Origin of the sequence: Streptomyces sp. NPDC046931, from assembly GCF_040644655.1 — a bacterium.
Taxonomy (GTDB): Bacteria; Actinomycetota; Actinomycetes; order Streptomycetales; family Streptomycetaceae; genus Streptomyces.
This window is the reverse complement of sequence record NZ_JBEYWX010000014.1, coordinates 142,958-169,328: the sequence shown is the minus strand read 5'-3', so window position 1 is coordinate 169,328 and position 26,371 is coordinate 142,958. Positions and strand designations below refer to the sequence as shown.

24 protein-coding genes and 1 pseudogene are annotated in these 26,371 nt (G+C 74.2%); 8 read left to right on the top strand and 17 right to left on the bottom strand.

The features are described 5' to 3' along the window. Positions 1-61: 61 nt before the first annotated feature. A complete protein-coding gene (locus ABZ876_RS23960) occupies positions 62-916 on the bottom strand; it encodes a fructosamine kinase family protein (RefSeq protein WP_361784824.1) in 855 nt (284 codons plus the stop codon). Between the two features lie 195 nt (positions 917-1,111). On the opposite strand from ABZ876_RS23960, the gene ABZ876_RS23955 reads away from it, so the two are divergent. The 3 genes and pseudogenes from ABZ876_RS23955 to ABZ876_RS23945 all read left to right on the top strand — a co-directional run. After that, the gene (locus ABZ876_RS23955) at positions 1,112-2,107 is read left to right on the top strand and encodes a polysaccharide pyruvyl transferase family protein (protein ID WP_361784676.1); all 996 of its coding nucleotides are present in this window, start codon (positions 1,112-1,114) and stop codon (positions 2,105-2,107) included. Between the two features lie 315 nt (positions 2,108-2,422). Continuing rightward, positions 2,423-3,331, top strand: a complete 909-nt coding sequence (locus ABZ876_RS23950; protein ID WP_361784673.1) for a glycosyltransferase — start codon at positions 2,423-2,425, stop codon at positions 3,329-3,331. 202 nt (positions 3,332-3,533) lie between these two features. Next, positions 3,534-3,698: pseudogene (locus ABZ876_RS23945) on the top strand (glycosyltransferase family 2 protein); the annotation flags it as partial. Positions 3,699-4,111: 413 nt separating this feature from the next. Here ABZ876_RS23945 and ABZ876_RS23940 read toward each other — a convergent pair. The 3 genes from ABZ876_RS23940 to ABZ876_RS23930 form a co-directional block, all read right to left on the bottom strand. Further along, entirely contained in the window at positions 4,112-4,675 is a 564-nt protein-coding gene (locus ABZ876_RS23940; protein WP_361784670.1) for a hemerythrin domain-containing protein, read from the bottom strand. A 155-nt stretch (positions 4,676-4,830) separates the two neighbouring features. Continuing rightward, positions 4,831-5,847, bottom strand: coding sequence for a cytochrome d ubiquinol oxidase subunit II (locus ABZ876_RS23935; RefSeq protein ID WP_361784667.1), 1,017 nt, complete (start codon positions 5,845-5,847; stop codon positions 4,831-4,833). A 120-nt stretch (positions 5,848-5,967) separates the two neighbouring features. Beyond that, on the bottom strand, positions 5,968-7,380 hold the full coding sequence (locus ABZ876_RS23930; RefSeq protein ID WP_361784664.1) for a cytochrome ubiquinol oxidase subunit I: 1,413 nt from the start codon (positions 7,378-7,380) through the stop codon (positions 5,968-5,970). A 271-nt stretch (positions 7,381-7,651) separates the two neighbouring features. On the opposite strand from ABZ876_RS23930, the gene ABZ876_RS23925 reads away from it, so the two are divergent. The 3 genes from ABZ876_RS23925 to ABZ876_RS23915 all read left to right on the top strand — a co-directional run bounded on the left by ABZ876_RS23925 (position 7,652) and on the right by ABZ876_RS23915 (position 10,077). After that, complete coding sequence (locus ABZ876_RS23925) at positions 7,652-8,188, top strand: hypothetical protein (protein ID WP_361784662.1); 537 nt, start codon at positions 7,652-7,654, stop codon at positions 8,186-8,188. Between the two features lie 30 nt (positions 8,189-8,218). Further along, entirely contained in the window at positions 8,219-8,380 is a 162-nt protein-coding gene (locus ABZ876_RS23920; protein ID WP_361784659.1) for a hypothetical protein, read from the top strand. A gap of 323 nt (positions 8,381-8,703) precedes the next feature. Continuing rightward, a complete protein-coding gene (locus tag ABZ876_RS23915) occupies positions 8,704-10,077 on the top strand; it encodes an MFS transporter (RefSeq protein ID WP_361784657.1) in 1,374 nt (457 codons plus the stop codon). Between the two features lie 107 nt (positions 10,078-10,184). On the opposite strand, the gene ABZ876_RS23910 is transcribed toward ABZ876_RS23915, so the two are convergent. From ABZ876_RS23910 to ABZ876_RS23855, 12 genes are all read right to left on the bottom strand, one after another. Then, positions 10,185-11,279: a glycosyltransferase family 9 protein gene (locus ABZ876_RS23910; RefSeq protein WP_361784654.1), complete on the bottom strand. Its 1,095-nt coding sequence runs from the start codon at positions 11,277-11,279 to the stop codon at positions 10,185-10,187. Further along, complete coding sequence (gene rfaE2, locus ABZ876_RS23905; RefSeq protein WP_361784651.1) at positions 11,276-12,670, bottom strand: D-glycero-beta-D-manno-heptose 1-phosphate adenylyltransferase; 1,395 nt, start codon at positions 12,668-12,670, stop codon at positions 11,276-11,278. The genes ABZ876_RS23910 and rfaE2 overlap by 4 nt, the downstream gene beginning before the upstream one ends. Next, complete coding sequence (locus tag ABZ876_RS23900; RefSeq protein WP_361784648.1) at positions 12,667-13,323, bottom strand: SIS domain-containing protein; 657 nt, start codon at positions 13,321-13,323, stop codon at positions 12,667-12,669. The genes rfaE2 and ABZ876_RS23900 overlap by 4 nt, the downstream gene beginning before the upstream one ends. A 130-nt stretch (positions 13,324-13,453) precedes the next feature. Further along, complete coding sequence (locus ABZ876_RS23895) at positions 13,454-14,725, bottom strand: glycosyltransferase (protein WP_361784645.1); 1,272 nt, start codon at positions 14,723-14,725, stop codon at positions 13,454-13,456. Further along, on the bottom strand, positions 14,722-15,687 hold the full coding sequence (locus ABZ876_RS23890) for a glycosyltransferase (protein WP_361784642.1): 966 nt from the start codon (positions 15,685-15,687) through the stop codon (positions 14,722-14,724). The genes ABZ876_RS23895 and ABZ876_RS23890 overlap by 4 nt, the downstream gene beginning before the upstream one ends. Next, entirely contained in the window at positions 15,684-16,841 is a 1,158-nt protein-coding gene (locus tag ABZ876_RS23885; RefSeq protein ID WP_361784639.1) for a glycosyltransferase family 9 protein, read from the bottom strand. The genes ABZ876_RS23890 and ABZ876_RS23885 overlap by 4 nt, the downstream gene beginning before the upstream one ends. Further along, positions 16,838-17,614, bottom strand: coding sequence for an HAD-IIIA family hydrolase (locus ABZ876_RS23880; protein WP_361784637.1), 777 nt, complete (start codon positions 17,612-17,614; stop codon positions 16,838-16,840). Before ABZ876_RS23880 ends, ABZ876_RS23885 begins: the two co-directional genes overlap by 4 nt. Further along, complete coding sequence (locus ABZ876_RS23875) at positions 17,611-18,699, bottom strand: glycosyltransferase (RefSeq protein ID WP_361784635.1); 1,089 nt, start codon at positions 18,697-18,699, stop codon at positions 17,611-17,613. The genes ABZ876_RS23880 and ABZ876_RS23875 overlap by 4 nt, the downstream gene beginning before the upstream one ends. Beyond that, complete coding sequence (locus ABZ876_RS23870) at positions 18,699-20,360, bottom strand: carbamoyltransferase C-terminal domain-containing protein (protein WP_361784633.1); 1,662 nt, start codon at positions 20,358-20,360, stop codon at positions 18,699-18,701. Before ABZ876_RS23870 ends, ABZ876_RS23875 begins: the two co-directional genes overlap by 1 nt. A 229-nt stretch (positions 20,361-20,589) precedes the next feature. Beyond that, positions 20,590-21,552, bottom strand: coding sequence for an NAD-dependent epimerase/dehydratase family protein (locus ABZ876_RS23865; RefSeq protein ID WP_361784630.1), 963 nt, complete (start codon positions 21,550-21,552; stop codon positions 20,590-20,592). 181 nt (positions 21,553-21,733) lie between these two features. Continuing rightward, a complete protein-coding gene (locus ABZ876_RS23860; RefSeq protein ID WP_361784627.1) occupies positions 21,734-22,225 on the bottom strand; it encodes a DUF1360 domain-containing protein in 492 nt (163 codons plus the stop codon). Positions 22,226-22,346: 121 nt separating this feature from the next. Next, positions 22,347-23,246, bottom strand: coding sequence for a DMT family transporter (locus ABZ876_RS23855; RefSeq protein WP_361784624.1), 900 nt, complete (start codon positions 23,244-23,246; stop codon positions 22,347-22,349). Positions 23,247-23,363: 117 nt separating this feature from the next. Between ABZ876_RS23855 and ABZ876_RS23850 the strand changes: the two genes are divergently transcribed. After that, complete coding sequence (locus ABZ876_RS23850) at positions 23,364-24,497, top strand: YihY/virulence factor BrkB family protein (protein WP_361784621.1); 1,134 nt, start codon at positions 23,364-23,366, stop codon at positions 24,495-24,497. A gap of 78 nt (positions 24,498-24,575) precedes the next feature. Here the strand turns inward: ABZ876_RS23850 and ppk2 are convergent, their stop codons facing one another. Then, the gene (gene ppk2 / locus ABZ876_RS23845) at positions 24,576-25,379 is read right to left on the bottom strand and encodes a polyphosphate kinase 2 (RefSeq protein ID WP_361784618.1); all 804 of its coding nucleotides are present in this window, start codon (positions 25,377-25,379) and stop codon (positions 24,576-24,578) included. 224 nt (positions 25,380-25,603) lie between these two features. On the opposite strand from ppk2, the gene ABZ876_RS23840 reads away from it, so the two are divergent. Beyond that, positions 25,604-26,347 (top strand): SOS response-associated peptidase, encoded by a 744-nt coding sequence (locus ABZ876_RS23840; protein ID WP_361784615.1) that lies wholly within the window; start codon positions 25,604-25,606, stop codon positions 26,345-26,347. The last annotated feature ends 24 nt before the right edge of the window (positions 26,348-26,371 follow it).

The following is a 26,371-nucleotide window of genomic DNA, read 5'->3' as shown; positions in this document are numbered from 1 at the left end:
CGCCCCCGGAACGGGACCGCGGAGTGGGCGGCCGGATCACGGCCGTGGCCGGCTCACCGGCTCACCGGTTCAGCGCCGCCCGTGCCGCCGCGAGCGCCCGCTCGCCGTAGCCACGGCCGAACAGCACCGAGTGGACCAGGAGCGGGAAGAGCTGGTGCAGCGGGACGCGGTCCGCCCAGCCGTCGGCCAGCGGTGCCGCCTCCTGGTATCCCTCCAGGACCCGGCCGAGATGGGGGCACCCGAAGAGGTGGAGCATCGCCAGGTCGGTCTCCCGGTGACCGCCGTGAGCCGCCGGGTCGATGAGCCATACCCGCCCGTCGGCGCCCCACAGGACATTGCCGTTCCACAGGTCGCCGTGCAGCCGGGCGGGCGGCTCGGCGGGACCGGCCAGTTCGGGCAGCCGCTCGCAGACCTCTTCGAACACCCTCGCCTCGGCGGGCCGCAGGGTGCCGTTGTCGACGGCACCCCTCAGGTAGGGCAGCACCCGGTGCTCCACGTACCAGTCCGGCCAGTCGGTGCCGGGGACGTTGCGCAGGGGCGCCAGACCGATGAACGCGTCCTCGGGGCCGCCGGGCGGCGGCGCGCCGAATGCGGGCGCCCCGGCGGCGTGCAGTGCCGCGAGGCCGCGGCCGAATCGGAGGGCCACATGGGCGTTCGGCCGGCCGGGCGGAACACGGTCGGTCACCAGACGGTGCGTGTCGTGGCCGTGCACGGAGGGGACAGGGACCGCACCGGCTTCCGCGAGCCAGCGCAGCCCCGCCGCCTCGGCCAGCAGCGCGTCCGGGTCGTCGCCGCGCTTGACCATCACCACCAGGTCCCCGCTCAGAGTGACCTCGGTGAGCGACCCGGACACCGGGCGTTCACCGGTCACCGGGAGTCCGGTGAAGCGGGTCGCGGCGGCACCCTCCGTGGTCAGCACGCCTCGCCTCCTTCAGGATCTGCCGGACACAATCCCGGACCGCCGCCCTACGGCACCGGGCGGCCGTGGTGCAGCCCCGGAGGGCCGTGGGGCAACGCCCGGACGCTACCGTACGCCCCGGTCCCCGCCCCGACCTCGACCCGGAGACCAAAAGGGGAGTGGGCTCGGGCGGGCGGGGAACTCGTCAGCGTTGTGTGCGCGAGGGTTCTGCTGACCGGGTGGTTCAGCTTCCTGGACGGTGAGGCCACCGCGGGGGACGTATTGGCCCTGCGGCGGGTCGAGGAGGTGCTGCGTCGCGAGGGCATCGACTACGACGTGGCATGGAGCGCGGGTTTCCGGCCCTCGGCGCTGCACCTGGACGAGGTGCGGCCGCCCGCGTACACCCACTTGGTCTTCGTCTGCGGCCCGTTGCACGGCCCCCGGGTGGAGGAGCTGCACCGGCAGTTCGCGCACTGTGTGCGTATCGCTGTCGGGACCTCCGTCCTCGACCCCCAGGATCCCGCGGTCAGCGGGTTCCACCGGGTGCTGGCGAGGGACGCTCCGGCCGCCGAGCCGGAGCCGGACCTCGCCGCCCACGCCCCCGCCGAACCGGCGACGCCCGTCGTCGGGGTGATCCTCACGTCCGGGCGGCACGAGTACGGGGAGAGGCGACGGCACGGCGAGGCCGCAGAGGAACTCACGGGGTGGCTGATGGAGAAGGACTGCGCCTGCCTCGAGTTGGAGACCCGGCTCGACAGCCGTGACTGGCGGCTGTGCGCCACCCCCGGCCAGGTGCAGTCCGTGCTGGCGCGGATGGACCTGGTGGTCACCGATCGGCTGCACGGGTTGGTGCTGGCGCTGCGCGGCGGGGTGCCCGCGCTGGCCGTGGACCCTGTGGAAGGCGGTGCGAAACTCACCGCCCAGGCCGAGGCCTGCGGCTGGCCCGCGCTGGTGCCGGTCGACCGTCTCAGCACCCGGCGGTTGGACCACTGGTGGAACTGGTGCCTGACCTCCGGCCGGGTGGCTGCCCGGCAGGTACGCCGCGAATTCCTGGAGGACCCGGAGTCGGACAGCGCCGCCGGGCTGGTCGCGGCCCTGTCCGAGCGGCCGGAGACGGCCGTGGCCCGTGGTGGGCCGGGGGGCGGGGGACGGCGCCTTCGCCGGGAGGCGGCCGCTGAGGGCGGGTCCGCGAGGCCCGACGCACGGTGAGTGGGGGCGTGGTCGGGTGGACGCCCCTGTGGCGCAGGCGCAGCCCTCGTCGGAGCATGAAAGGGACCCACCGGGGCGCTCGGCGTCTTTCCCGGGGCCCGGCCGAGCGCGGGCGCACAGGAGCCGGCGCCGTGTGCAGGCAATCCTCATCGGCGGAAGGAAGAGCGCGCTCATGACGCCGACCACGTTCTCCGCACCGTCCGGGGCGCGGCCGGACCGGGGCCGTGCCCCGGCGACGCTCGAACCCCGGGCCGGCGGTGGTGCCGGGCCGGCCGGTGGTCCCGTATGACGCGCTGCTCCCTCCCGGAGGAGCCCATGCCCGGGCCCGCCGGCTGCGCTCCTCCCGCACCCGAGGGGAACCCCTGCCGGGTCACCGTCGCGATGATCACCCGCGATCGCCTCCGGAGCGTGCTGCGCACCTTGGACCGGCTTGCCGCGCTGCCCGAGCGGCCCCCGGTCATCGTCGTGGACAACGGCTCCGCCGAGGCGACCGTGGCCGCGGTGCGCGCCCATCCGCTGGGCGCGCGGGTCCTGACCCCCGGGGGGAACCTGGGCGCGGTCGGCCGCAACCTCGCGGTGCGGCACGCCACCACCCCGTACGTCGCGTTCAGCGACGACGACTCCTGGTGGGCCCCGGGTGCCCTGGAGACCGCCGCGGACCTGTTCGACGCGCACCCGAGGCTGGGTCTGCTGGCGGCGCGCACCCTGGTCGGCCCGGACGGTGCCGAGGATCCGCTGAACTCCGTACTCGCGAACTCGCCGCTGCCGACCGCCGCCGACCTGCCCGGCCGCTCCGTGCTGGGCTTCCTCGCCTGCGCGTCGGTGGTCCGCCGCCGGGCGTTCCTCGACGCCGGCGGCTATCACCGCGTGCTGTTCTTCGGGGGCGAGGAGACGCTGCTCGCCTACGACTTGGCGGCCCGCGGCTGGGGGGTCGTCCATGTGCCCTCGGTGACGGCCCATCACCATCCCGAGCCCGGCGGCCGGCCCGGCCGCTCGGCGGTCCAGCGGCGCAACGCGGTGCTCACCGCGTGGCTGCGGCGGCCCGTCACGGTGGCCCTGCGCCACACCGCCGGCCTGATCGCGGCGGCGGCCCGCGGCGAGCGCGGCGCCGGTGCGGCCCTGCGCGGCACCGTCGCCCGGCTCCCCGCCGCCCTCAAGGACCGGGAACCGCTGCCCGAACGCATCGAGCACGCGGCCCGCCTCCTGGACCGGGCGGCCCCGTGACCACCGGCGACAACGACCACGACGGCAACCGACGAGCAAGGACCGGCGGAGGGCACATGAACCCCGTCGCCCCGCAGCGACGCGCCTCGCCCGCCCGCGAGGACGGTGTACGCCCCGGGCGGGCACGGGAAACCCGGGCCGGTCACGGCGACGCGCGCGCGGACCCCCGTACGACCGTCGTGGTGATCACCCGTGACCGCACACCGTGCCCCGCGACCGGGCGTCGCTGCGGGCGTTCGGACGGGCGCTGGCGGGACTTCCCTGGGTGCTCCGGCAGCGCGATCCCGTACCGGCCGAGCTCGAGGCCCGGTTGACGGCCCTGGAACGGGCGCGGCGCCACTCCCCGGCTCGCAGGTACGTCGGCTGAGAGAGCGTCAGCGTCTGCGCCCCCGCCCGCACGGCGGCCGGGGGCGGAACCGTGCTTCAGCAGTGCGGCGGCCGGGGAACCAATCCCCGGCCGCCGCTTCTTCCCGCTCCTCGGGTCACTCGTTCTCGAAGACGGCCTTGCTCACCTCGGCCGGATTCTGGAACTTCTTCTTGCCCAGGTGGGAGATGCGCTCCGTGATCTCCTTGGGCGCTGGTTCTTCTGGGCGACCTTCTCGAGTTGCCGCGTGTCGGCCGGGTACTCCGCGCCGGACAGCGCTTTCTGCAGATCAGTGGGGCTGACACCCGCCATGGCTCCTCCAGGGCGGTAGACGGTTCGTGTTCCGGTTGAGCCGGCGCCGACAGCAGCGCCGGCAGGGCGAGTGCCCGTGCCCCGGCGGGACGATGCGGAGCGACTCAATCCTGCTTTCCCCGGCCCGTGAGAGCGTCGCGGACCCGGTCTACGAGCCCGGCCCCGGGGGCGAGCAGCTTGTTGGCCGGCGGGGTGTCGGGCGCGGACGGGTGCGGTCGGGTCGGGGCCGTCTTCTTGGCCCGCCGGATCTTATCGCCCAGATCGTCCAGCGCCTCCGCGGAAGCCGCCTGCTTGAGCTTGGGGAAGAGGTTCTCCTCCTCGTCGGCCACATGCGCGCGGATCTCGCTCATGAGCATGCTGATCAACCGGTCGAATTCGGGATCGTCGGCCTCGTGGCCCTCCAGATCCTTCATGATCCGCTCCGCCTTGGAGTGGTCCTCGATCTCCTTGTCGGCGATGGCGTCCCCGCCGGGCACGTACTTGCGCACCGCCGGGTAGAGATAGGCCTCCTCGGCCACCGAGTGGCGCACGAGCTCCATGGTGACCTGATCTGCGTAGATCTTGCGGTTCTTGTCCCCGGGCGGCAGCGCCTCGATACGGCCGAAGAGCTCCTCCACCTCCCGGTGATCCGTCACGAGCTCGTTGACGACGTTTCCTCCGTGTCCCATGTTCCGCACCTCCACTGCGATACGACGGCCCCTGCGACCGGGCCGACCCAGCACGCCGGGTGCCCCGGTCGGCGGCCGACTAACGGGTCACCCCGGTCAAGGCCCTCGTACGGCCGATGCCGGCGGCCGGGGACCTGCGGTGCCGCCCGCGGGTCTCAGGAGCCGCGCCGGTCCTCGGTGGGGGCCGGGCGGCGCTGGAACAGGGAGTACAGCCACAGCAGGGACGGGACGAGCAGCACCGCGCCGACCGCCAGGGCGCCGAGGCTCGTGCCGAGCACGGAGGACTCGGAGGCGCTGGCGGCGACGGTGACCGACGGGGGCAGCATGGCCGGGTACTGGGCGACTCCCCAGCTCCACAGGACGGCGGCGACGGCGGACGCCGCCGTGACCCGCACGAACGTCATCTCGGCGCGCAGCAGCAGCACCAGACTCACCGCGCCCAGCACGGCGGACACCAGGACCACGGGCAGCGCCCGGTGCGTGAGGCCGTGGAACAGCTGCGGGGCGTCCGCGTGCAGAATCGCGATGCCGGCCAGGGCCACCATCCCGGTCACCACCCCCGTGGCCAGGGCCCGGCGCCGGAAGTAGGCCGCCAGGTGCGCCTCACCGGACCGTGCGGCGTCCCCGCTGAGATACACGGCCGCCAGATAGGCGCAGGTGAGGATCGCCAGCACACCGCCGAGCGCGGACGTCGGATTGAGCCAGCCGGTGATCAGGTTCCCCTTCGCCAGACCCGGCGGGACGCGCCCGGAGGCCACCGCTCCGGCGACCGAGCCGAGGAAGTAGGGCGTGACCACCGACGAGACGGCGAAGCAGCCGCCGAACAGCCGCTGCTGCCACACCTCGGTGCTGACCTTGCGGAAGGCGAACGCGGCGCCGCGCGCGATGATCCCGAGGGCGGTCAGCGTCAGCGGGATGTACAGCGTGGACATCACGGCCGCGAACACAGGGGAGAAGCCCGTCCACAGCAGGACCACGACGAAGATCAGCCACACGTGGTTGGCCTCCCAGACCGGGCCGATGCTGTGCTCGATGAGCCGACGGGGCGCTCTGCCGCGCTCGCTCCCACCGGCGAGAAGGTCCCACAGACCCGCCCCGAAGTCGGCGCCGCCGAAGAGGGCGTAGCAGGTCAAACCGACCCACATGACGGCCAGTGTCGCGTTGGCCAGCATCAGCGTCCCCCTGTCTCGGTGGTGCCGGCGGAGCCGGTGGGGCGGATGGACCCGGTGGGGCGGATGGACCCGGTGGGGCGGGCGGATTCGGGGGAGCTGGCGGACCCGGTGGGTGAGCGGTCAGACAACGGGGTACTCCTCCACGTCGCTCTCCTGGGGCGCGACGGGGACGGGCCGGTCCCGCGTCAGCCGCCGGAGCACGTACACCGTGCCGATCGTCATCAGCACATAGACGGCGACGACCAGCCACAGGCCGATCGCCAGCCCCGGAGCGACGTTCACGGCATCGCGAACGCGCAGCAGGCCCCACACCACCCACGGCTGACGTCCCTCCTCGGTCACCGTCCAGCCGCACTCGAGGGCCACGACCGCCGCGGGACCGGTGAGGGCCCCGAGCGCGAGGAAGACCCGCAGCGGGCGGCCCATGCCCTCCAGCCAAGGGGCGCGGCGGCGCCTGTGGTGCAGCGCGAGCACGAGCAGCCATACGCCGACGGCGAGCAGGAACATGCCGCAGCCGACCATCAGGTCGAAGGCGAGGTGAACCCCCGTGACCGGGGGCCGGTCGCCGGGCGGCACCTGTTCGAGTCCCTGGATCACCGTGTCCGGGCTGAATCCGACCAGCAGCGACAGCCCGTTGGGAATCTCCAGCCCGTACCGCAGTCCGTTCTTGCCGGCGATGCCGCCCAGGGTCAGCGGGACGTGGCTTCCGGTGCGGTAGACCCCTTCCATCGCGGCGAGTTTCACCGGCTGGTACTGGGCGACGAAGCGGGCGGCCCAGTCACCGACGACCAGCTGGACGGGGGTGATGACGGCGCCCAGGGCCAGGGGAACCGTGAAGCCGATTCGGTGATAGCGGTCCCGGCGGCCACGCAGCAGCGCGACCGCGTACACGCTGCTGGTCAGGAAACACGCCACCATCAGCGCTGCGAGGATCATGTGCGTGGTCTGTGGCGGTGTCGCCGGGTTCAGCATGGCCGCCCACGGGTCCACGTGAACGACCCTGCCGCCGCGCACCGTGAAGCCCCGGGGCTGGTTCATCCAGGCGTTCGCGGAGACGACGAAGAAGGCCGACGCCACCCCGGCGACGACGATGGGCACGCCCGTGAGCAGGTGCAGGCGGTGCGCCAGCCGGTCCCACGCGTACAGGTAGATCCCGAGGAAGATCGCCTCGATGAAGAAGGCGATGCCTTCCAGGGCGAACGGCAGCCCGATCACCTGACCGTAGATGCCCATCAGGCCCGGCCACAGCAGGCCCAGCTCGAAACTGAGGATCGTGCCGGACACCGCGCCGACGGCGAAGAGCACTCCCATGGCCCGGGCCCACCGGCGGGCCAGCAGCCGGTACGAGGGGTCCTGGGTGTGCCCGCCCCACCACTCCATGATCAGGGTCAGCAGCGGCAGTCCGACACCGAGGCAGGCCAGCACGATGTGCCAGGCCAGGGAGAACCCCATCTGGGCCCGGGCGGCGTCCAGGTCGCCCGGGCCGGCGCCGGCGGCGCTCAGTGCGCGCGGCAGCACGGTGACCGGTTCCATCGGACACTTCCTCTCTCCACCCGGTGCCACCGACCGACGGCGGCCCTGACACGGTTGCCCGTCTCGCGGCCCGAAGCGGGCGCGCCGCGCGTGACCTGTCGGTTTTCCCCGCAAACGGAGCATCACCGGAGGCAGCCGGCCCGCCGGGCCGGCTGCCTCACGGGAGGCGGCGAAGGAAGGGGGCCGGGAGCGGGTGGGGCGCAGGTGGCGTGGGTACTCGACAGTCCCGTGTCCATCCGCGGACGCACCGCGGAGAAAGGGGTGAGGCGCGATGAGCGATGTACGGAGCGCCGGCGCGACCGCCGCGCGCCGGGCCCGCCGGACCCGAACCGACCTGCTGGGCATCTACCTCAACGACCACCTGGCGGGCTCCACCGTCGGGATCCGCCGTTCCGCGTACCTGGCCAGGTCGTTGCGCGGCTCTCCGCTCGGCGCGCCGCTCGCGCCGATCGCGGCCGAGATCGCGGAGGACCGCGAGGCCCTGCTCGAGACCATGAGAAGGCTCGGGGTTCCGGCGCGCCGCTACAAGGTCTGGACGGCAGCCGCGCTGGAGCTGGCGGGGCGCCTGAAGCCCAACGGCCGTCTCGTCGGCCGCTCCCCGCTCACCTCACTGGTCGAACTGGAGCTGCTCCGGCTCGGAGTGGAGGGGAAGGCAGCCGGATGGCGGACGCTGCGCCGGGTCGCGGAGAGTGACGGACGCCTCGACCCGGCGCGGCTCGACGACCTCATCGCACGGGCCGAAAGGCAGCTGAGCACGCTGGAGGACCTGCGTATGCAGCAGTCGCAGGAGACGTTCCTGGCGACGTGAGACGCCCCGGAGGAGCCGGAGGAGACACGGATGAGCGAGAGCACGCCTTCGCAGGCGGAGGGCGAGCGGTTCCCGGACGAGATGGGCGACGCCGACCAGCCGCCGCGCACCACACCCTCGCAGGCGGAGGGCGAGGGCGACGAGGCCGAGGAGGAGGGCCTCGGCCCCGAGACGGACGACGCCGGGGAGTGAGGTTGACAACCGGTACCCGGGAACCGGAGGCCTGAGCCACGGCGGCCGGCCCTTGTGAGCAAGTGCACAGGCAGCGGCAAGTCCCCGATATCGTCGGGGACTTACCGCTGTCCGGGCGCCCCGGCCGAGAGCACTCGGTGGACGACTCGGCGGTCCGTTCCCCACGATGAAGAGGCCGTATTCGCCGGGGTTCCGTGAGGGACTCCGGGCAGAGCACGGCCACCGCAAGATCTGGTGGAGCGACCGCGCAGCGTAGCCCGGTTCACCGAGCTCCCGCCGATTCCTCTCTGTGAGTCCTCCGGGACCGTATCCGAGTCATCACTGTGCCTTCTTTCCCTGCCGTTTCCGTACCCCGCCCTGCCTCCGCCCCCGTCCCGCCGCCGACCGAGTCCACCTCCCCGTGGCGTTCCCTGCGCTACCGCAGCATGCGCTGGTGGTCCCTGGCGAACTTCGTGTCGAACGCCGGCACCTGGATGCAGCTCACCGTGCAGAACCTGCTGGTGCTGCAGATCACCGGGTCCGCCGCCGCCACGGGACTGTCGATCTCCGTGCAGGCCGCTCCCGCCCTGCTGGTGAGCCTTCTGGGCGGTGCCGCCGTCGACCGCTGGCCCCGGAAGGTCACCGCCACGGTCAGCCAGGTGCTCCTCGGCACCGTCGCCTTCGTGACGGCCGTCCTGGTCGCCTTCGGCCGGCTCGACCTGCCGGCGCTGCTGGCGCTGGCCGCCGTCACTGGTCTCGTCGCCACCGTCGACGCTCCCGCGTGTGCCCTGCTGGGCAATGACCTGGTCCGACCGGAGGATGTGCCCTCCGCCATCGGGGTGGGCTCCCTGGTGCACAGCGCGGGCCGGCTGACCGGTACGGCGCTCGCCGGTGTGGCGGTCGCGTTCTTCGGAACGGCCGCCGCCTATGGCGCCAACGGGCTGTCCTTCCTGTTCGTGGCGTCGGTCATCCCGTTCCTGCGTCCGGTCCCCGGCGCCGGCCGGTCCGCCGAGCGCCGCCCACGCGCGATCCCCGCGCAGCGCGGCAGCCAGGCGCCGGCCAAGGAGATGACCGTGCGCGAGGGACTGGGCTTCTTCATGCGCCGCCCCCGGCTCGTCGCCCTCGCCGGTATCACCGGCCTCAGCGCGGTGTTCGGGCGGAACTACGGCCTGACCCTCGCCGTGCTCGTGACCGGGCCGCTCGCCGGCGGTGCCGGAGCGTTCGGCACGGTGTCCACGGTCCTCGCCGTGGGAGGCATCATCGGTGCGTTCCTCGGCGCCCGGCTGCGCCGGCCGTCCGTTCGACTCGTGTGCACCCTGGCGGCCGCCGGCGGTCTGCTGCAGGTCGTGGCCGGGCTGTCGCCGTCGCTGGCCGTCCTGCTGGTGCTGGTGCTGCCCATGGCCGTGGTGGAGACCGTCTCCGACACCGCGGGGACGACCGTGCTGCAGACCGACCCGCCTCCCCATCTGCGCGGACGTGTCCTCGGCGTGTGGGGCACCATCAGCACGGCCTGGGGCCTCGGCGGCCCGCCCGCGCTCGGCCTGCTGATGCAGGTGGCCGGTGCGCGGGGCGCCCTGGTGGCCGGCGGGTTGATCATCGCCGGTGCCGTCACCGCGGGCTTCGCCCTGCGCCGCCGCCGCACCGTATCGCCGGTGCTCGTGCGCACCGAGGCGCGCGAGGCCGTCCCGGCGCAGCCGGAGCTGAGCCAGGCCGCCTGATCTCGCCTTGTTCAGCGGCGCGGGGGCGCGCGCTTCCGCGTCCCCGCCGCGGGGCGGGGGCGCGGAAGCGGCCGGTGCGGGATGCCCCGGCCCCGCGCCGTGTGTCATCAGCCGGGGGTGCGTAGGCCCCGTGTGAGGGCAGCGGCTTCCGTGTCGGTTTCGGGGTGCGCGCACTGGGTGCCCGCGATCGTGGCTTGCGGGCGTTTGAGCAGCTCGCCGATCGCGGAGACGACCTCGCCGACGGTGATCGTGAGCAGCCGTTCGTCCGGCACCCGCCCGTGCGCGTCCCCCGGGTGGGCCGAGCCGTCGCCCGCCGGATGCCACAGCACCCGATGACGGGCGTCGACGGGCGGCCCCCACAGCCGAGGGGCGACCGGGCCGAACAGCACCACCGACGCGGTGCCCAGCGCCGTGGCCAGATGGGCGAGCCCCGTGTCCCCGACCACGACACAGCGGGCACCCGCGACCAGGGCGGCCAGCCGGTCGAACGGCACGTCCTGCGCGCCTCCCAGCACCGCCGCCGGCGGCAGTCCGGCCTCCGCCGCCACGAACCGTGCGAGCGAACCCTCCCCGGCGCCCGCGGTCACGACGACCTCGTGACCCCGGCGGCGCACCTCCCCCGCCACGGCCGCGAACCGCTCCTTCGGCCAGCACCGGGCGGCGGCGTCGGCACCCGGGTGCACGATGACGGCGCCCGGCGCGGGAGAGGGGACCGAAGGCGCCGGGATCTGCACCTCCGCCGGATCGGCCGCGATGCCGTACCAGTCCAGCAGCCGGCACCACCGCTCCCGTTCGTGTTCGTCCTCCCGCCACCGGGGGCCGGGGATGCCGGGCGTCCCCGGATGGGCGTAGGCGAGGATCCGCCCGGGCCGCAGCCGCTGGAGGAGCAGATGGCTCGGTGGCCCGTTGCCGTGCAGGTCCACGGCGAGATCGGGAGGCGGTCCGGTCCACGCCAGGTCCGTGGGCACCGCCCGGCCCGCCGCCGACGCCGGCAGCAGCCGGTCCACGAGGCCCGTCGCGGCGGCCGCCTCGGTGAGCCGCTCGGGCGCGGCGAGCACTATCTCGTGCCGGGGCAGATGCCGGCGCAGCGCCCTGAGGGCGGGCACCACGGTCAGCAGATCCCCCAGCCCGAGCGCCCGCAGCACCAGCGCCCGAGGCCGGCCCGGCCCCGGCGGTGTCCTGTGCCGAGCCGGGGCGTTCACGGAGGTGAGCCCGGGGGTACGGCGGCCTGCGCCGCCCGCAGCGCCAGGCGGGTGGTGGAGCGGCCGTCGAGGTAGGGCAGGACGACCGCCTGCCCGCCCCACGCCCGCAGCGCCTCGGCCTCGGGCAGCTCCTGTACGGAGTAGTCGCCGCCCTTGACCCACACATCGGGCCGCAGCCGCCCCAGCAGTGTCTCCGGCGTGTCCTCCTCGAAGACGGCGACGGCGTCCACGCTGCCGAGCGCCTCCAGCACCCGGACCCGGTCCGCCACGGGGTTGATCGGGCGCCCCGGGCCCTTGAGGCGGGCGAGGGAGGCGTCGGAGTTGAGACAGACGATGAGGCAGTCGCCGATGCGCCGTGCGCTCTCCAGCAGGCCGACGTGCCCGGCGTGCAGCAGATCGAAGCAGCCGCCGGTGGCCACCACCGTGCCTCCTCGCGCCCGCACGCGCTCCGCGAGGGTGAAGGCGTCGGTCCGTGGCGTGTCCATGTGCGGCGCGGGCGCCGTCCGCCACAGCGCCGGGTTTCCGGCACCGCCCGCCGCCACGAACGCGGCGGCCTCGGCGACGGCCCGCTGCACCGCCTCCTCCGGCAGCGCCCCGTCGGCAAGCGCCGCCGCCGCCGTCGCGGCGAAGCAGTCGCCGGCGCCGCATGGATCCCCCTGGGCCCGGTAGGGCGCCGGGACCAGCATCGGTGTACCGGTGCCCGGCCTGGCCAGCAGCGCGCCGCGCTCGCCCAGAGTCACGGCCACGCCGGCCGTCTGCCAGCGCTCGGCGAGTTCCGCCCCCCGCTCGGCGTACGCACGCAGCGATTCCCCCTCGCCCGGGCACAGGGCGCGGGCCTCGGCGGCGTTCGGGGTGACCAGCCGGGCCCGCGGCACGGGCGCGTCGCCCCGGGGGTGGGGGTCCCACACCAGGGGTGTGCGGGCGGCGACGGCCGCGAGATGCCCCCGCACCGCGCTCGCCGTGCGTCGGCCGTAGTCGGCGACGAGCACTGCATGGGCCTGGGCCAGCGCGTCCCGCACCGCGCCGTCCGGTTCGCCGGGTGTGCCGCCGCCCCGGTCGATCCGCACCAGGGGCCGGCCGCTCGCCAGCACCCGGGTCTTCACCGGCAGGCTCCCCTTCAGGGGTATCTCCACCAGCCGGACCCGGCCGCGCAGCGCACGGCGTACGGCCTCGCTCGCGGAGTCGTCGCCGAGCGCGCTGACCAGGATCACATCCCGGCCGTCCCGGGCGGCCAGCGCGGCGGCCAGCCCCGCTCCGCCGGGATGGCGCCGGTCCTCGGTGACATCGACCACGGGCGCGGGGGCGTCCGGGGACAGACGGCTGGCGACGCCCTCGATGTCCTCGTCGAGCAGCACGTCCCCCACCACCACGAGCGGCCCCGGCCCCTTCACGACGCCCTCCGGTGGGCTCCCACCGTACGGTGCGCCGCCTGGTGCCCCGCGCCCCCCGCGGGCCCGGCGAGTGCCGCGTCGAAGCCCTCGCACAGCAGGTGCACGGCGACGAGGTGGGCCTCCTGGACGGTCGCCGTGGTGTCGGCGGCGATGCACAGCGCATCGTCCGCCGCCTCCGCCAGCGGATTCGGGCCCGGCCCGGTCAGCGCCCAGACGCGCAGCCCGCCCGCCCGGCCCGCCATGGCGGCGGTGATCAGATTGGCGCTGCGGCCGGAGGTGGACAGCAGCACGAGCACGTCCCCGGGCCGGCCGTGGGCCGTCACCTGCCGTGAGTACACGTGGTCGAATCCGTAGTCGTTGCCGATGGCGGTCACGCTGGAGGTCTCCGCGTGCAGGGAGATGGCCGAGAAGGCCGGCCGCTCCCTGCGGTACCGGCCCACGAGCTCGGCGGTCAGATGCTGGGCCTGGGCGGCGCTGCCGCCGTTGCCCGCCGCCAGCAGCCGGCCGCCGGCGGGGAGGACGGCCGCGAGCCGGACGCCCCAGTCCGCGATCCGGTGCAGTTCGTCCCGGCGCAACCGGACGAGCGCCCGCTCCAGTGACCGGCAGTGCAGCTGTGCGGCATCGAGTGCAGGGGTTTCCGTTGGTTCCGTCATGCTGATCGGGCGTACCGCGTCGCAGTCGACGGCGGCCGGACCCGCACCTCCTTCGGACGTCGGTGCTGCGCGGTCGGTCGGGAAGGCTGTTCGTGGGCCGGGCGCTCGGCCCGGGCGGGCAGGGGCCGTGTCAGACCACCCCCGTGACCGCGGGCTGGGCGTCCAGGACGGCGCAGTACGCCGTCTCGGTGGCCGCGGCGACCCGGCCCCAGCCGTACCGGCGCAGCACGCGACGCCGGCCCGCCGCACCGCACGCCTGACGGGCCCCGGGGTCGGCGAGCAGCTCGCCGACGGCCCGGGCGAGTGCGTCCGGGTCGCGGGGCGGCACCAGCCGCCCGGTGCTCGGGTCCGCGACCGTGTCCAGCTGGCCGCCCACCGCGCTGGCGACGACCGGCCTGCCGCACGCCATCGCCTCCAGCGGCACGATCCCGAACGGCTCGTAGTCCGCGGGGCACACCACCACGTCCGCCCCCCGCAGCAGCGCCGGAACCTCGTGGGTTGGCACCCCGCCGATGAAGCGGACCCGGCCGGCGACACCGGCGTCCGCGGCGACACGGCGCAGCCGGCGCACCTCCGGATCGTCGTCGAGCCGGTCCGCCGGAGGACCCCCGACGACGACGAGCTCGGTGCCGGGGAGCAGGGTCAGCGCTTCGATGGAGACCGCCGCGCCCTTGCGCGGAACCAGGCGGCCCAGCTGGAGCAGCCGATGCCGGGCGGTACCGGGTGCGGCGCCCGGCCCGCGCGGGGTGAACAGTTCGGTGTCGACCCCGCACGGCACGACGGTGATCCTGCCGCCGGGGATGCCCATGCGGCCCAGTTCGACGACCTCGTCCCTGCAGGTCGCGATGACGCGGTCGCAGCCCAGGCCGACCTCCGTCTCGTAGGCGATGCGCTCCGGGGGGCTGGTGTCCGCCAGCTGCTGATGCCGTCGCTTCACGGTTCCGAGCGCGTGGTAGGTGTGCAGCAGGGGCAACCCCAGCTCGCGCACGGCCCGCAGGGAGGCGATCCCGGACATCCAGAAGTGCGAGTGCACCACATCGGGGGGACTCACCCGCCAGGTCCTGGCGAGGTGGCGTCCGAACTCGCCCATGTGGGGCAGGAGTTCGTCCTTGGGTATGGGCTCGGGCGGCCCCGCCGGGACATGGCGCACCTCGACCCCGTCGCGCAGCGCCACCCGGTCCGGCAGGTCGGGGTCGTCGCGGCGGGTGTAGACGGTCACCCGGTGGCCCCGGTCGGCGAGTGCGCCGGCGAGATGGGCGACGTGGACGTTCTGCCCGCCGGCGTCGACCCCACCGAGGGTGGCCAGCGGGCTCGCGTGTTCCGAGACGAGTGCGACCGAGAGGGAGCCGGGCCCCTCCGGGTGGAAGGTGGCGGCGGCGAGGGGGCGGAGGGACGAGGTCATGAGCGGGCCTCCGTCATCACGCGTTCCCAGTCGGCGAGGAAACGCTTGAGCCCGTACCGTCCGAGGGCCGCCTGCCGGGCGCGTTTGCCGTCGGCGGCCGCGGCTTCCGGTTCGTGCAGATAGTGCCGGGCGGTTCGGGCCAGGACGTCGGGGCGGGTCGACAGGGTGCCGGCGCCGGGCGGCACTGCCTCGACCACCTCCGTGGTGGCCAGCGCCACCACGGGCATCCCCAGGTGCATGGCCTCGAGCAGTGACAAGCCGAGGGACGTCCAGCGCACCGGATGCAGATAGAACCGGCGCTCCGCCATGGCCCGGTGCAGCTCCGCCTGCGGCAGATCGGCGCTGCGGCACCGCTCCCCGGGCAGGCCGAGACGGGTGGCCAGGCCCTCGGTGCCCATGCCGAACACGTCCAGCGGGACGGCCTCGGCGAGGGCGGGCAGCAGGTCCGTACCGGTGTGACGGCCGCGCCGCACCGGCTCGTTGACGACGACGGCGGCGCGGGCCAGCCGGCCGGTGTACTGGTGACCGGGGTCCACGACGCCGTGTTCGATCACCTCGGTGCGGGTGCCGCCGGAGTCCCAGAACAGCCGGTTGAAGTGGGTGACATGAATCAGCGTCAGGTCCGACCGGTCGGCGAACGGATGCCGGGTGAGGGGGACGTCCCCGTCCGGGGCATTGTGTTCGAGGTAGACGGCGGGCACGTCACGACCGGGACGGCGTCCGCCGAGCCAGCGCTCGGCCAGCTCCGGCTCGTGGGGCCGCTGCAACAGGACCAAGTCGACTTCGGCGTCCCGTAGTTCCTCCGGCCTCACCTCCCGCACCGAGGCGGGCCAGGAGAACGTACGGGCCCGCCCGAGCCCGTCCGGGTCGCGGCCTGGCGTCACGGGAACGAGGTAGGTGTGGGGGCCCTGGACGAACGCGGTCGTCCAGGAGCCGTGCACATGCCACAACAGGATGTTCATACGGTCGCTCCTCGTTCCGTTTCGGACCCGTCGCCCGGGCCGGGCACATCCCCCGGCCCCGACGGCACATCCACATCGGGATTCGCCCGGTTCGTCTTTCGGGTGCGGTCCGAGTGGGGGGTTCCGGCCGGCCGGTTCCCCTGGAGTGCGGCCACGGCGGCGAGTACCTCTGCGTCGCTCACCCCGTCGAGACACGGATGACCCGGCACACCGCACCGGCGTGCCCTGCTGCCCGCGCACTCCGCCTCCTGGTCCCCGAGCAGCACATGGGGTACGCCGTACGGACCCCACCGCTCGGCGGGTACGACCGGCGCGAACACCGAGACCACCGGTGTCCCGACCGCGGCGGCCAGATGCGCGGGGCCGGTGTTGCCCACCACCGCCACCCGCGCACCGGCCAGGACACCCGCGAGGTGGCGCAGGTCGGTGGCACCGCCGAGGTCCAGCCCGTGCTCTCCCGCCACCTTGGCCGTCAGGTCCCGCTCCCCGGGCCCTCCCGTCACCACGACCCGGTGGCCCCCGGCGGCGAGGGCGGCCGCGGCCCGCGCCGCGCGTCCGGGGCTCCACGCCCGGGCCGGGACCGCCGCACCGGGGTGCACCACGACATACGGCCCGGACCCCGTCAGATGCGTGGTGTCCGGCGGAGTGCTCACACGCAACGCCCCGTCGTCGCCCGGCGGCAGTGCGAATCCGGCCTCCCGTGCCAGGTCCAGCGCCGCAAGAGCCTCGTGCCGGTGCGGCAGCCGACGGTGACGCAGATCCAGCAGGGCGCCCGGGTAGTCCTCGCTGTCGGCCGCCGTCCAGCCGACCCCGGCGAGCTTGAGCAGCAGCGCGATCGGCAGCGGGCTCTGGTGGTAGGAGACCAGCACCAGAGCCCGGTCGAAGCGGCCGGCGGTCAGTGCCTCCAGCACACGCCGTGTCGCCGTACGGGAGACCGGCGGCGGCTCGAGCCCGACCCAGGGGGCGTCGTACTCGAGCACCTCGGCCACGCCCGGCAGCAGCTTCCCCGCCTGGACCCCCCGCGGGCCGCACAGCAGGGCGGTGTACGAGGAACCGGCCACCACGGCACGCACGGCGGGCCCGGCCAGCAGCACGTCCCCGGCGCTGTCCAGGCGGACGACCAGGGTGCGGGGGAGCCCACGGGAGCCGGTCATCGTGTCCCACCCCCGCTCGGACCGAGACCGCCGGCGTCTTCCCCGGTCTCGCTCCTCCGGCTGGCCGCCTGCGCGCCCTCGGCCCCGTACGGCACGTACGGCACGGCACCCGCGGCGGCCACCGCAGATCCCGCCCCCGGGACGGGCCCCGGATCGGGATCCAGCACAAGGCGCACAGCGGCGAGCAGGTCGCGGGCCGTGACACCGGCGGCCTCGATCTCCGCGGGCAGGGTGACCGGCGTCGGAACCAGTACCCCACGGGCGCCCGCCGCGCGTGCGGCCGCCACGTCGGCTCCGATGTCACCGATGACGACGGTCCCCTCCACCGGGACACCGAGCCGTGCGCACACGGCCGTGACCAGGCCGGGAGCGGGCTTGCGGCACCCGCAGCCGTCGTCCGGCCCGTGCGGACAGACCGCCCAGACGTCGAACGGGCCGAGGAGTTGTTCCACCCGCAGCCGCACCGCCTCCACCTGGTGGCGCGTCAGCAGCCCCCGGGCCACGCCCGACTGGTTGCTCACGACCCCGACCGGGACGCCCCGGGCCCGCACGGCGTCCACGGCCTCGCGCGCCCTCGGCATCGGCTCGACCAGCGCCGGGTCACCGTTGTACGGCACATCGCGGACGAGCGTGCCGTCGCGGTCGAAGAGCACCGCGGCCGGGCGGGCTCCCGGGAGCACCGGAGCCTGCCGTGGCTCGCCGAACAGCCAGGGCCGGGTCACCGGACGCGCGAGGGGGGTCCGGTGCCGGGGCAGCGACGAAGATCCGGTCATCGGCGGACCCTCTCCCTCACCAGCCGGTGCCGCGCCCGCGGCGGCGCACTCGCCTCGTAGGTGACGAGCGCCGGCGTACGCCGGTGCGCGACCTGCCCGCGCAGCCAGTGCCAGACGGCGGCAGGCGGGATCGCCACGCTGGTCAGTGCCATGGTGGCGAGCTCGTCCCGGGTCCGGGGTCCCGGTGCGATCCGCGCGAGGGCGAACTCGGCGGTCCCGGCCAGCCAGGCCGCCGCACACACGGCGGCGGCCCGCGGCCGGCGCAGGACGGCGCAGGAGAGCGCCGCCGCGGCCGTCGCCGTCACCGCGAGGTGCCCGGGCAGGCGCCCGCGCGGCGCCCCGGCCCGGCTCCACCAGCCGGGGCCGTGCAGCCGCGTCATCAGCACGTCGTCCGCGTTGCCCGCCTGAAGGCGTACGGAGACCCAGCGGTCGGCGGGGCGCACCGGGTGCGTCGTGGTGCGGGCGCCGGCGCTCACCGTCCAGCCGGCGCCGATCACCCGCAGGGCCAGGTCCGCGTCCTCCCGAAAGGCACGCCGGAACCGTTCGTCGAAGCCGCCGACGGCTTCCAGGGCAGCGCGCCGGTACACCATGTCGGCTGTGATCCAGCGGGCGGTGGCGAGTCCGGCGGTGTTGCGCTCCCAGTCGGTGGGCCGCCGGTCCGGCGGGAGCGGCACGTCGATACGGGCGGTGATCGCGGCCGTGTCGTCCGTCGCCTCGGCCAGATCGAGGGCGAGGTCGTCGCCCCAGGTGGGGCCCGGCACCACATCGTCGTCGAGGAAGACGATCCAGGGCACGTCACCGGCCGCCCGCCATCCGTCGTTGCGGGCCGCCGCCGGTCCCCGGGCACGGCCCCGCACGACGCTGGTGACCCCGCGCAGGGGTGCCGGCACGTCGACCGTGAGCGGTGCGCCGCCGGTCCGGTGACGGTCGTCGACGAGAACCACCCGGACCGGCCGCGGGCCGCCGGCCTCGGCCAGCGCCCGCAGACAGGCGCTCAGGCTGGGGCGGCCGAGCGTCGGTGTCACGACGGCGTACGCGTCGTCGGCGTGGCCGGGGCCCAGCGCTCGCTGCCCGCGGCCGCCCATCACGCCTCCCTCTCGTCCGCGCCGCGGAAGAGAACGCCGCGCCGGACCGCGTACGGGCCGATGGCAAGGAGGTCGACGGGGGAGGAGCCGAAGCACTCCAGTGCGTCGCGGGGATCGTCCACCATCGGCCGGCCCGCGGTGTTGAGGCTGGTGTTGACCACCACCGGCAGCCCCGTGAGCCGCTCGAACTCGCCGAGCACCCGGGCCAGCAGCGGCTCCGTCGCCGGGTCCACGGTCTGGATGCGGGCCGTTCCGTCGACATGCACCACGGCCGGGATGCGGTCCCGCCACGCCTCGGCCACGTCATGGACGAACAGCATGTAGGGGCTGGGCAGCGGGCCGTCGAAGATCTCGGCGGCGCGGGCGGCCGCCACCATGGGTGCCACCGGCCGGAACTGCTCCCGGCCCTTGACGTCGTTGAGCCGTTCGAGATTGCCCGCGTGGCCGGGATGGGCCAGCAGCGAGCGGTGTCCGAGAGCCCGCGGCCCGTATTCGGAGCGGCCCTGGAACCAGGCGACGATCCCGTTGTCCGCGAGCGCCCGGGCCACGGTGGCGGCGATGTCCGGCGGCCGTTCGAACGGCACGGCCGCTGTCTTCAGCCACGCCCCGAGCTCCGCGTCCGACCAGTCCCGGCCCAGGTCGGTGCCGGTCATGGGCTCCGGGCCGTCGCCCTGGCCGGCCGCCAGCAGCAGCGCGCCGCCCAGTGCCGTCCCCGCGTCACCGGCCGCGGGCTGCACCCACACCCGGGCGAAGGGCCCCTCACGGGCGATACGGGAGTTGGCGACACAGTTGAGGGCGACGCCTCCGGCGAGCGTGAGCACCCGGTGGCGCGTCTTCCCGTGCAGCCAGCGCACGAGGTCCAGCAGTGTCTCCTCCAGCACCGCCTGGGCGCTGGCGGCCACGTCCGCGTGATCCTGGGTCCACGGCTCCTCGGCCCCGCGCCGCGGGCACAGTTCGGGCCAGGGAACCGCGGTGGCCCGGAACCCGCCGTCGCCCGTGGGATACACATGCCGGCGCAGCTCCTCCAGCATGCGCGGCCTGCCGTGGGAGGCGAGGGCCATCACCTTGAACTCGTCGGAGGACCGCAGGAACCCCAGATGGTCGGTGAGTTCCTCGTAGACGAGCCCGAGCGAATGGGGCAGTTCCTGCGCGTACAGGGGTTCGAGCCGGTCTCCGGAGCGGCGAGCGGCGAGGTGGGAGGCGCGCTCCCCGCGGCCGTCCAGGACCAGTACGGACGAGTCCTCGGCGCCCGGCGCGGCGAAGGCGCCGGAGGCGGCATGGGCCATGTGGTGGGGTACGAAGCGGACGATGCCGGGATCCAGGGCCGGCAGCGCGGCCTGGAGAAAACGGGGCGCCTCGCGGGCGTAGGTCTGCCGGAGGTGGTCCCAGGGGTCGTCGAGTCCCATCGCCTCGGCCGGCCGGGCCAGCTGGGGATCGTAGGAGTAGGCGACGGCGTCGAGGTCCTGGGGGCGCAGGCCGGCCCGGCGCAGACACCAGGCGGCGGCCTTCTCGGGGAGCTCCCAGGCGGAGAACGGCAGCGGCCGCTTCCCGTGCTTGCGCCGCGAGAACCGCTCCTCCTCGGCGGCGGCGACGGTCCGGCCGTCGATCACCAGGGCGGCGGCGGGGTCGTGGAAGAGAGCGTTGATTCCGAGGATGCGCATAGGGGGACCCCAGGTCTTTCGACGATGCCGTTGAAGCGGTGCGGAAATCGGGTGTGGGCGGGGTCGCAGGGGTGGGCGGATTCGGTACCGGGCCGGGGCGGGGAGCGCCGGCCCGGGCCCGGGCCGGGTGACGGGTCCGGGCTGGTCCCGGTGCGGCCGGAGCCGGGCGGCAGCCGCCCGGCACCCGGAGGGCGCCGGTGCCGGCCGGCGACCGGACGCTTGCGCCGGGTCAGCGACCGGTGGCGGCACGGAACCAGTCGATCGTGCGGCGCAGGCCCTCCTCGGCGTTCACCTGCGGTTCCCAGCCGAGCTTGTCGCGGGCCAGCGTGATGTCCGGGCAGCGCACGGCCGGGTCGTCCGTCGGCCGTTCCACGAAGCGGATCTCCGACCGGGACCCGGTGAGCTCGATGACGAGGCGGGCGAGGTCGAGCATGGTGATCTCGGCGGGGTTGCCGATGTTGACAGGGCCGCGCATACCGTGCGCCGCCGCAGCGAGGATGCCCCGGACGGTGTCGTCGACGTAGCACAGTGACCGGGTCTGGCGTCCGTCGCCGGTGACCGTGAGGGGATCCCCGTCCAGGGCCTGGCGGATGAAGGTCGGAACGGCCCGGCCGTCGTGGCCGCGCATCCGCGGACCGTAGGTGTTGAACAGCCGCACGATGCCGGTGTCGGTGCCCTTGGCCTCTGCGTGAGCGGTGGTGAGGGCCTCACCGAACCGCTTGGCCTCGTCGTAGACGCTCCGCGGGCCGACCGGGTTCACATGGCCCCAGTACCGCTCGTCCTGGGGGTTCTGCTGGGGATCGCCGTAGACCTCGGAGGTCGAGGCGAGGAGGAACCGGGCTCCGCTGCGCCGGGCCAGCTCCAGCGCGTGCCGCGTGCCGAGGCTTCCGGTCTCCATGGTGTGCAGGGGCAGCCGCAGGTAGTCGGCGGGGGACGCAGGCGAGGCGAAGTGGAGTACGAGATCGGGCGGCCGCCCGACGTCGAGCCCCTCCGCCACATTGGCCTGCATCAGGGTGAATCCCGGGTGGTCGAGCAAGGGGGAGACATTCTCGCGCCGCCCGGTGCTGAGGTCGTCCACACAGGTGACCGCGGCGCCCGAATCCAGCAGCGCTGCGCACAGATGCGAGCCGAGGAAGCCCGCGCCGCCGGTGACGACGGCGTGTGCCCACTTCCGTGAGAGAGCGTTGGCCATTGCTGTCTCCTCCCTGTGGGGCGACCGCGCATCGGTCCCCTGCTGCCGACGCCGGCTCACTGGTGTCGTGGAAGGCTGTCCGGTACCACGATCAGCGTCCGTCGGCCGGGCGCCGGTGGCTCGGTGGTGTACGGCATCCGGGTGATTCACGCAGAGTGAGGAGTCTTCTCGGGAGGCGACGTCAGCCCTCGGCCTTCTGCGCCGTCAGGCTCCAGGCGTACTGGAGCATGTCCGCCATGGTGATCGCGCTCAGGCCCGCACATGCCAGCCGCGTGGCCCGTGGCGCGGAGGCGTAGCAGCAGACCAGGGTCCCGGCCACCCAGGCGGAGGTGCAGAACGGACAGGACACCAGCTCGCCCACGGCCCGGCGCACGCCGCTGCCACGCGGCTGGTCCAGCACCTCGTCGGCCGTGCCCTCGGACTCCCGGCGGGTGAACGGCGCCCGCACGAAACTGGTGACCTTGTCCTTGGTGAGCAGGCGGGACGCCCTGAACGTCGCCGTTCCCAGGAGGGCAACGTCCCAGGGCGGTACCTGCGCGGGCAGTCGCACCCCGCGGCGCCGTGACGCCAGGGCGAACAACGCGACTCCCGATGCGAAGACCGTGGCGAGCAGCGCGTAACCCCCGAGTGGCACATCACCCGTGTCGTCGTAGCGCGACTCCTCCACGCTCATGCGACTACCTCCTGCGCCCCCGAGTCCCCGGGCGCCCCACGTGCAAACACGCGGCCTCGGCGCCCGCGCAGGACAGGCCCGGCCGGCGGCAGCCCCAGGACCGGGCGTGCGGGCCGCCCGATCACCAGGGGACGGGCGGTGTGCGGCGCAGCCTGTCCCCGGTGTCCGGCGCCTCGTCCCGGATGCTCTGCACCACGTGGCTCAACCGCACCACACCCCATACGACGAGCCCGACCCCGATGGCCTCCGGCAGGAACCACCAGCCGGTGCGGATACGCTCGTCGAACAGCGTGATGCCGAGCAAAAGACTCACGGTGGCGTCCCCGATGGTGAGCGCCGGCTGGGACGCGGCGAGCGAGCCTGCCTGAAGCGCGTTCTCCAGCAGCAGGACGGCGCAGACGCCGGTCAGCGCGAAACCGTAGGTCTGCCAGGAGGTGAGGAACGCGGGCAGACCGCCCGCCGCGAACCTGCCCGTCGCGGACTTCAGCAACGCGGCGGTCAGAGCGTTGCCGATGGCCGAGGCCGTGGCCAGCACGGCCGCCCGGAACAGCGGCGGGCGCCCGGGCCGGCCCAGGGCGACCGCTGCCGCCATGCAACCCAGGCAGAGCACCAGAGCCGGGAACCAGCGGTCCATGGGCGCCTGGTCCCGGACGCCGGAAGGGGCGGCGGACCCGAGGACCAGCGCGAGGCCGCTCACCACACAGGTGATCGCCCACCAGCCCGTGTTCGGCAGGCGCCGGTCCATCAGGGGAGCGGCGATCAGCAGGGCGAAGGGCAGTTCCAGGACGAACAGGGGTTGCACCAGCGCGATCGGCCCGTTCACCAGGGCCAGCGCCTGGAACAGTGCCGCGCCGACGACCCCGCCGACGCCGAGCAGCCAGGCGGGCCGGTGGGCGAGCTCCAGTATCAGCCGCAGGCCGCCGCCGCGTGCCACCGTGGACGCCGCCTTGCGCTGGAACGCGGTGCCCATCGCGTTACTGGCGGCCCCGAGGACCGCGAACAGCACGGCGAGAACGATCACCTCTCCAGGATGCCCCGGTACCGTGGCCTCCGGCCTCCGGGCTGCGGCATCGGGGCACGGAGAACCGGCCCCCGCCGAAGCCGAGTGAGGACGTCAGACCGGGATACCCGGCGAGACATGACACGGCTGCCGAAACGGGGACCCAAGGATCACGAGAGGCTTCACGGCCGCGAGTCGGCCGGGCCGGACCCGGCGCGCGACGCCGGCCCGGCGCACGACCCGGCGCACGACTCGGAGCCGGCGCCCGAGTCCGGCCCGGACCCCACGGCCGCGCCGCCCGGACCCGGCCCGGAGGTCGAACGCAGGGCCCCGGACGCGCCCACCGAGCTGACCGGACGGTCGTGGTGGGCGGTGCTCAGGGGCACCCTGCGCGAGTTCCGCAACGACGAGTTGGCCGACCGGGCCGCGGCCCTCACGTACTACGGGGTGCTGTCGCTCTTCCCGGCGCTGCTGGTGCTGGTGTCCCTGCTGGGTATCGCCGGCAGGTCGACGACCCACGTACTGCTGGACAACCTCAAACGGTTCGCGCCCGGCTCGGCTCGGGACATCGTCACAAGGGCCGTGGAGCAGCTCCAGGGTCACAGCGGCACCGGGTCCGTGATGGCGGTGGCGGGCCTGGTCCTGGCGGTGTGGTCGGCTTCCGGCTACATCGCCGCCTTCATCCGCACCGCCAACGCCGTCTACGACATACCCGAGGGCCGGCCGATCTGGAAAGTGCTCCCCATCCGCGTCGCCGTCACCGTGGTGCTCATGGTGCTGGCCGTGGTCAGCGCGCTGATGGTGGTCTTCACCGGCGGGCTCGCCCGCCAGGCAGGCAGCGCGCTGGGCATCGGGCACACGGCGCTCACGGTGTGGTCGATCGCCAAGTGGCCCGTCCTCGCCGTACTGGTGACGCTCATGATCGCGATCCTCTACTGGGCCGCGCCGAACGCCAAGGTCCCCGGCTTCCGCTGGATCACCCTTGGCAGCCTCCTGGCCCTCGTGATCTGGCTGGCCGCTTCCGGCGGATTCGCGGTATACGTCACCCACTTCGCCGCCTACAACAAGACCTACGGCACCATGGCGGGCGTCATCGTCTTCCTGGTCTGGTTGTGGATCAGCAATCTGGCGATCCTGCTGGGCCTGGAGTTCGACGCCGAGACCGCGCGGCAGCGGGCGATCGCCGGCGGCCTTCCCCCCGACCGGGAGCCGTACACCGAGCCGCGCGACACCCGCGCGTGGGACGAGGAGGAGCGACGCCGCCTGGAGTGACTCCGCCCGGAGTGAGAGAACCCGGTGACCCGGCGGACGGGTCGCCGGACGCCGGGGCCGGCCGCGAAGCCGTCCCCGTCACAGGCTCTCCGCGTGGTCGGGCACGTAGGTCTGGAGATCGCGCGGTGGGCGCCGGTAGCCGGTCGAGGGCGGCCGTTCCGGCAGCTCGAGCACCGGCGGCAGCACATCGCGGTACGGCACCGAGGCCAGCAGATGGGCGATCATGTTCAGCCGTGCCCTGCGTTTGTCGTCGCTCTCGACGACGTACCACGGGGCCTCCGGGATGTCCGTGTGCGCCATCATCTCGTCCTTGGCCCTGGAGTACGCCTCCCAGTGGGTGATCGACTCCAGGTCCATCGGCGAGAGCTTCCAGCGCCGTACGGGATCCTCCAGGCGGCGATGGAAACGCTCCTGCTGGACGGCGTCGCTCACCGAGAACCAGTACTTGCGCAGCAGGATCCCGTCTTCCACCAGCATCCGCTCGAAGATGGGGCACTGGCGCAGGAAGAGCTGATGCTCCTCCTTCGTGCAGAAGCCCATGACGTGCTCGACGCCGGCCCGGTTGTACCAGCTGCGGTCGAAGAGCACGATCTCCCCGGCCGCCGGCAGATGCTCGACATAGCGCTGGAAGTACCACTGGGTGCGTTCACGCTCGGTCGGCTTGGGAAGTGCGGCGATCCGCGCCACTCGGGGGTTGAGGTGTTCCGTGACCCGCTTGATGGTGCCGCCCTTGCCTGCCGCGTCGCGCCCCTCGAAGATCACGACCAGCCGGGTGCCCTCCGTCCGCACCCATTCCTGGAGCTTCACCAACTCCGTCTGCAACCGCAGCAGTTCCTGTTCGTATGTCTTGCGCGGCAGCTTTGCGGTCTGCTCGCCGGCCATGCCGCCTCCCGAGGTCGGTGATGTGCATCCCCGCCCGGCCGATGGCCGAGCCTGGCGTGGCGCACATCAGGACGCCACCGTACTGACCGGCCCCGTACCCCGCACGCGTACGGTGCACGCCCTTCCCCGCCGTGCCCGGGCGGCCGGCCCCGGCGGGTCATGCGGCGGGTTGCCCGAGAAGGTGTCCCCGCCGTCGCCCGCCGGCACCGTGGCACAGTGGCCGTATGTGTGGCCGTTACGTCTCCAGCCGCGCCCCCGAGGATCTGGTCCGGCTCTTCCACGTCACCGACTGGCGCCCCGAGGAGGCCCTGGCGCCGAGCTGGAACGTCGCCCCGACCGACGATGTGTGGGCCGTCCTCGAGCGTGCCCCGCGCACCGCGGGCGCCGAGGAGCCGGTGCGGCGGCAGCTTCGGCCGCTGCGGTGGGGTCTGGTGCCGTCCTGGGCCAGGGACGTGAAGACCGGCGCGCGGATGATCAACGCACGGATGGAGACCGTGCACGAGAGGCCGGCCTTCCGCCGCGCCTTCGTCAGGCACCGCTGCCTGCTGCCGGCCGACGGTTTCTACGAGTGGCAGCAGACGCGGGCCCGGGACACGGGCAGGATCCGCAAGCAGCCGTACTTCGTCCATCCCGAGGACGGCCGGGTCATGGCGCTCGCCGGGCTCTACGCGTACTGGCGCGACCCGGCCGTCCCGCACGACGACGACCCCGCCGCCTGGCTGACGACCTGCACCATCATCACCACCGAGGCCACCGACGTGGCTGGCCGGATCCACCCGCGCATGCCGCTGGCCATCGCCCCGGACCACTACGACGCCTGGCTCGACCCCCGCCACCAGGACCCCGACGGTCTCCGTGCCCTGCTCACCCCGCCCGCGGACGGCCGGCTCGACGCCCGTCCGGTCTCCACGGCGGTCAACGACGTGCGCAGCAACGGCCCCGGGCTCCTGGACGAAACCGCCCCCTGAGGCCCTTTGAGCACCCGCTAGAGC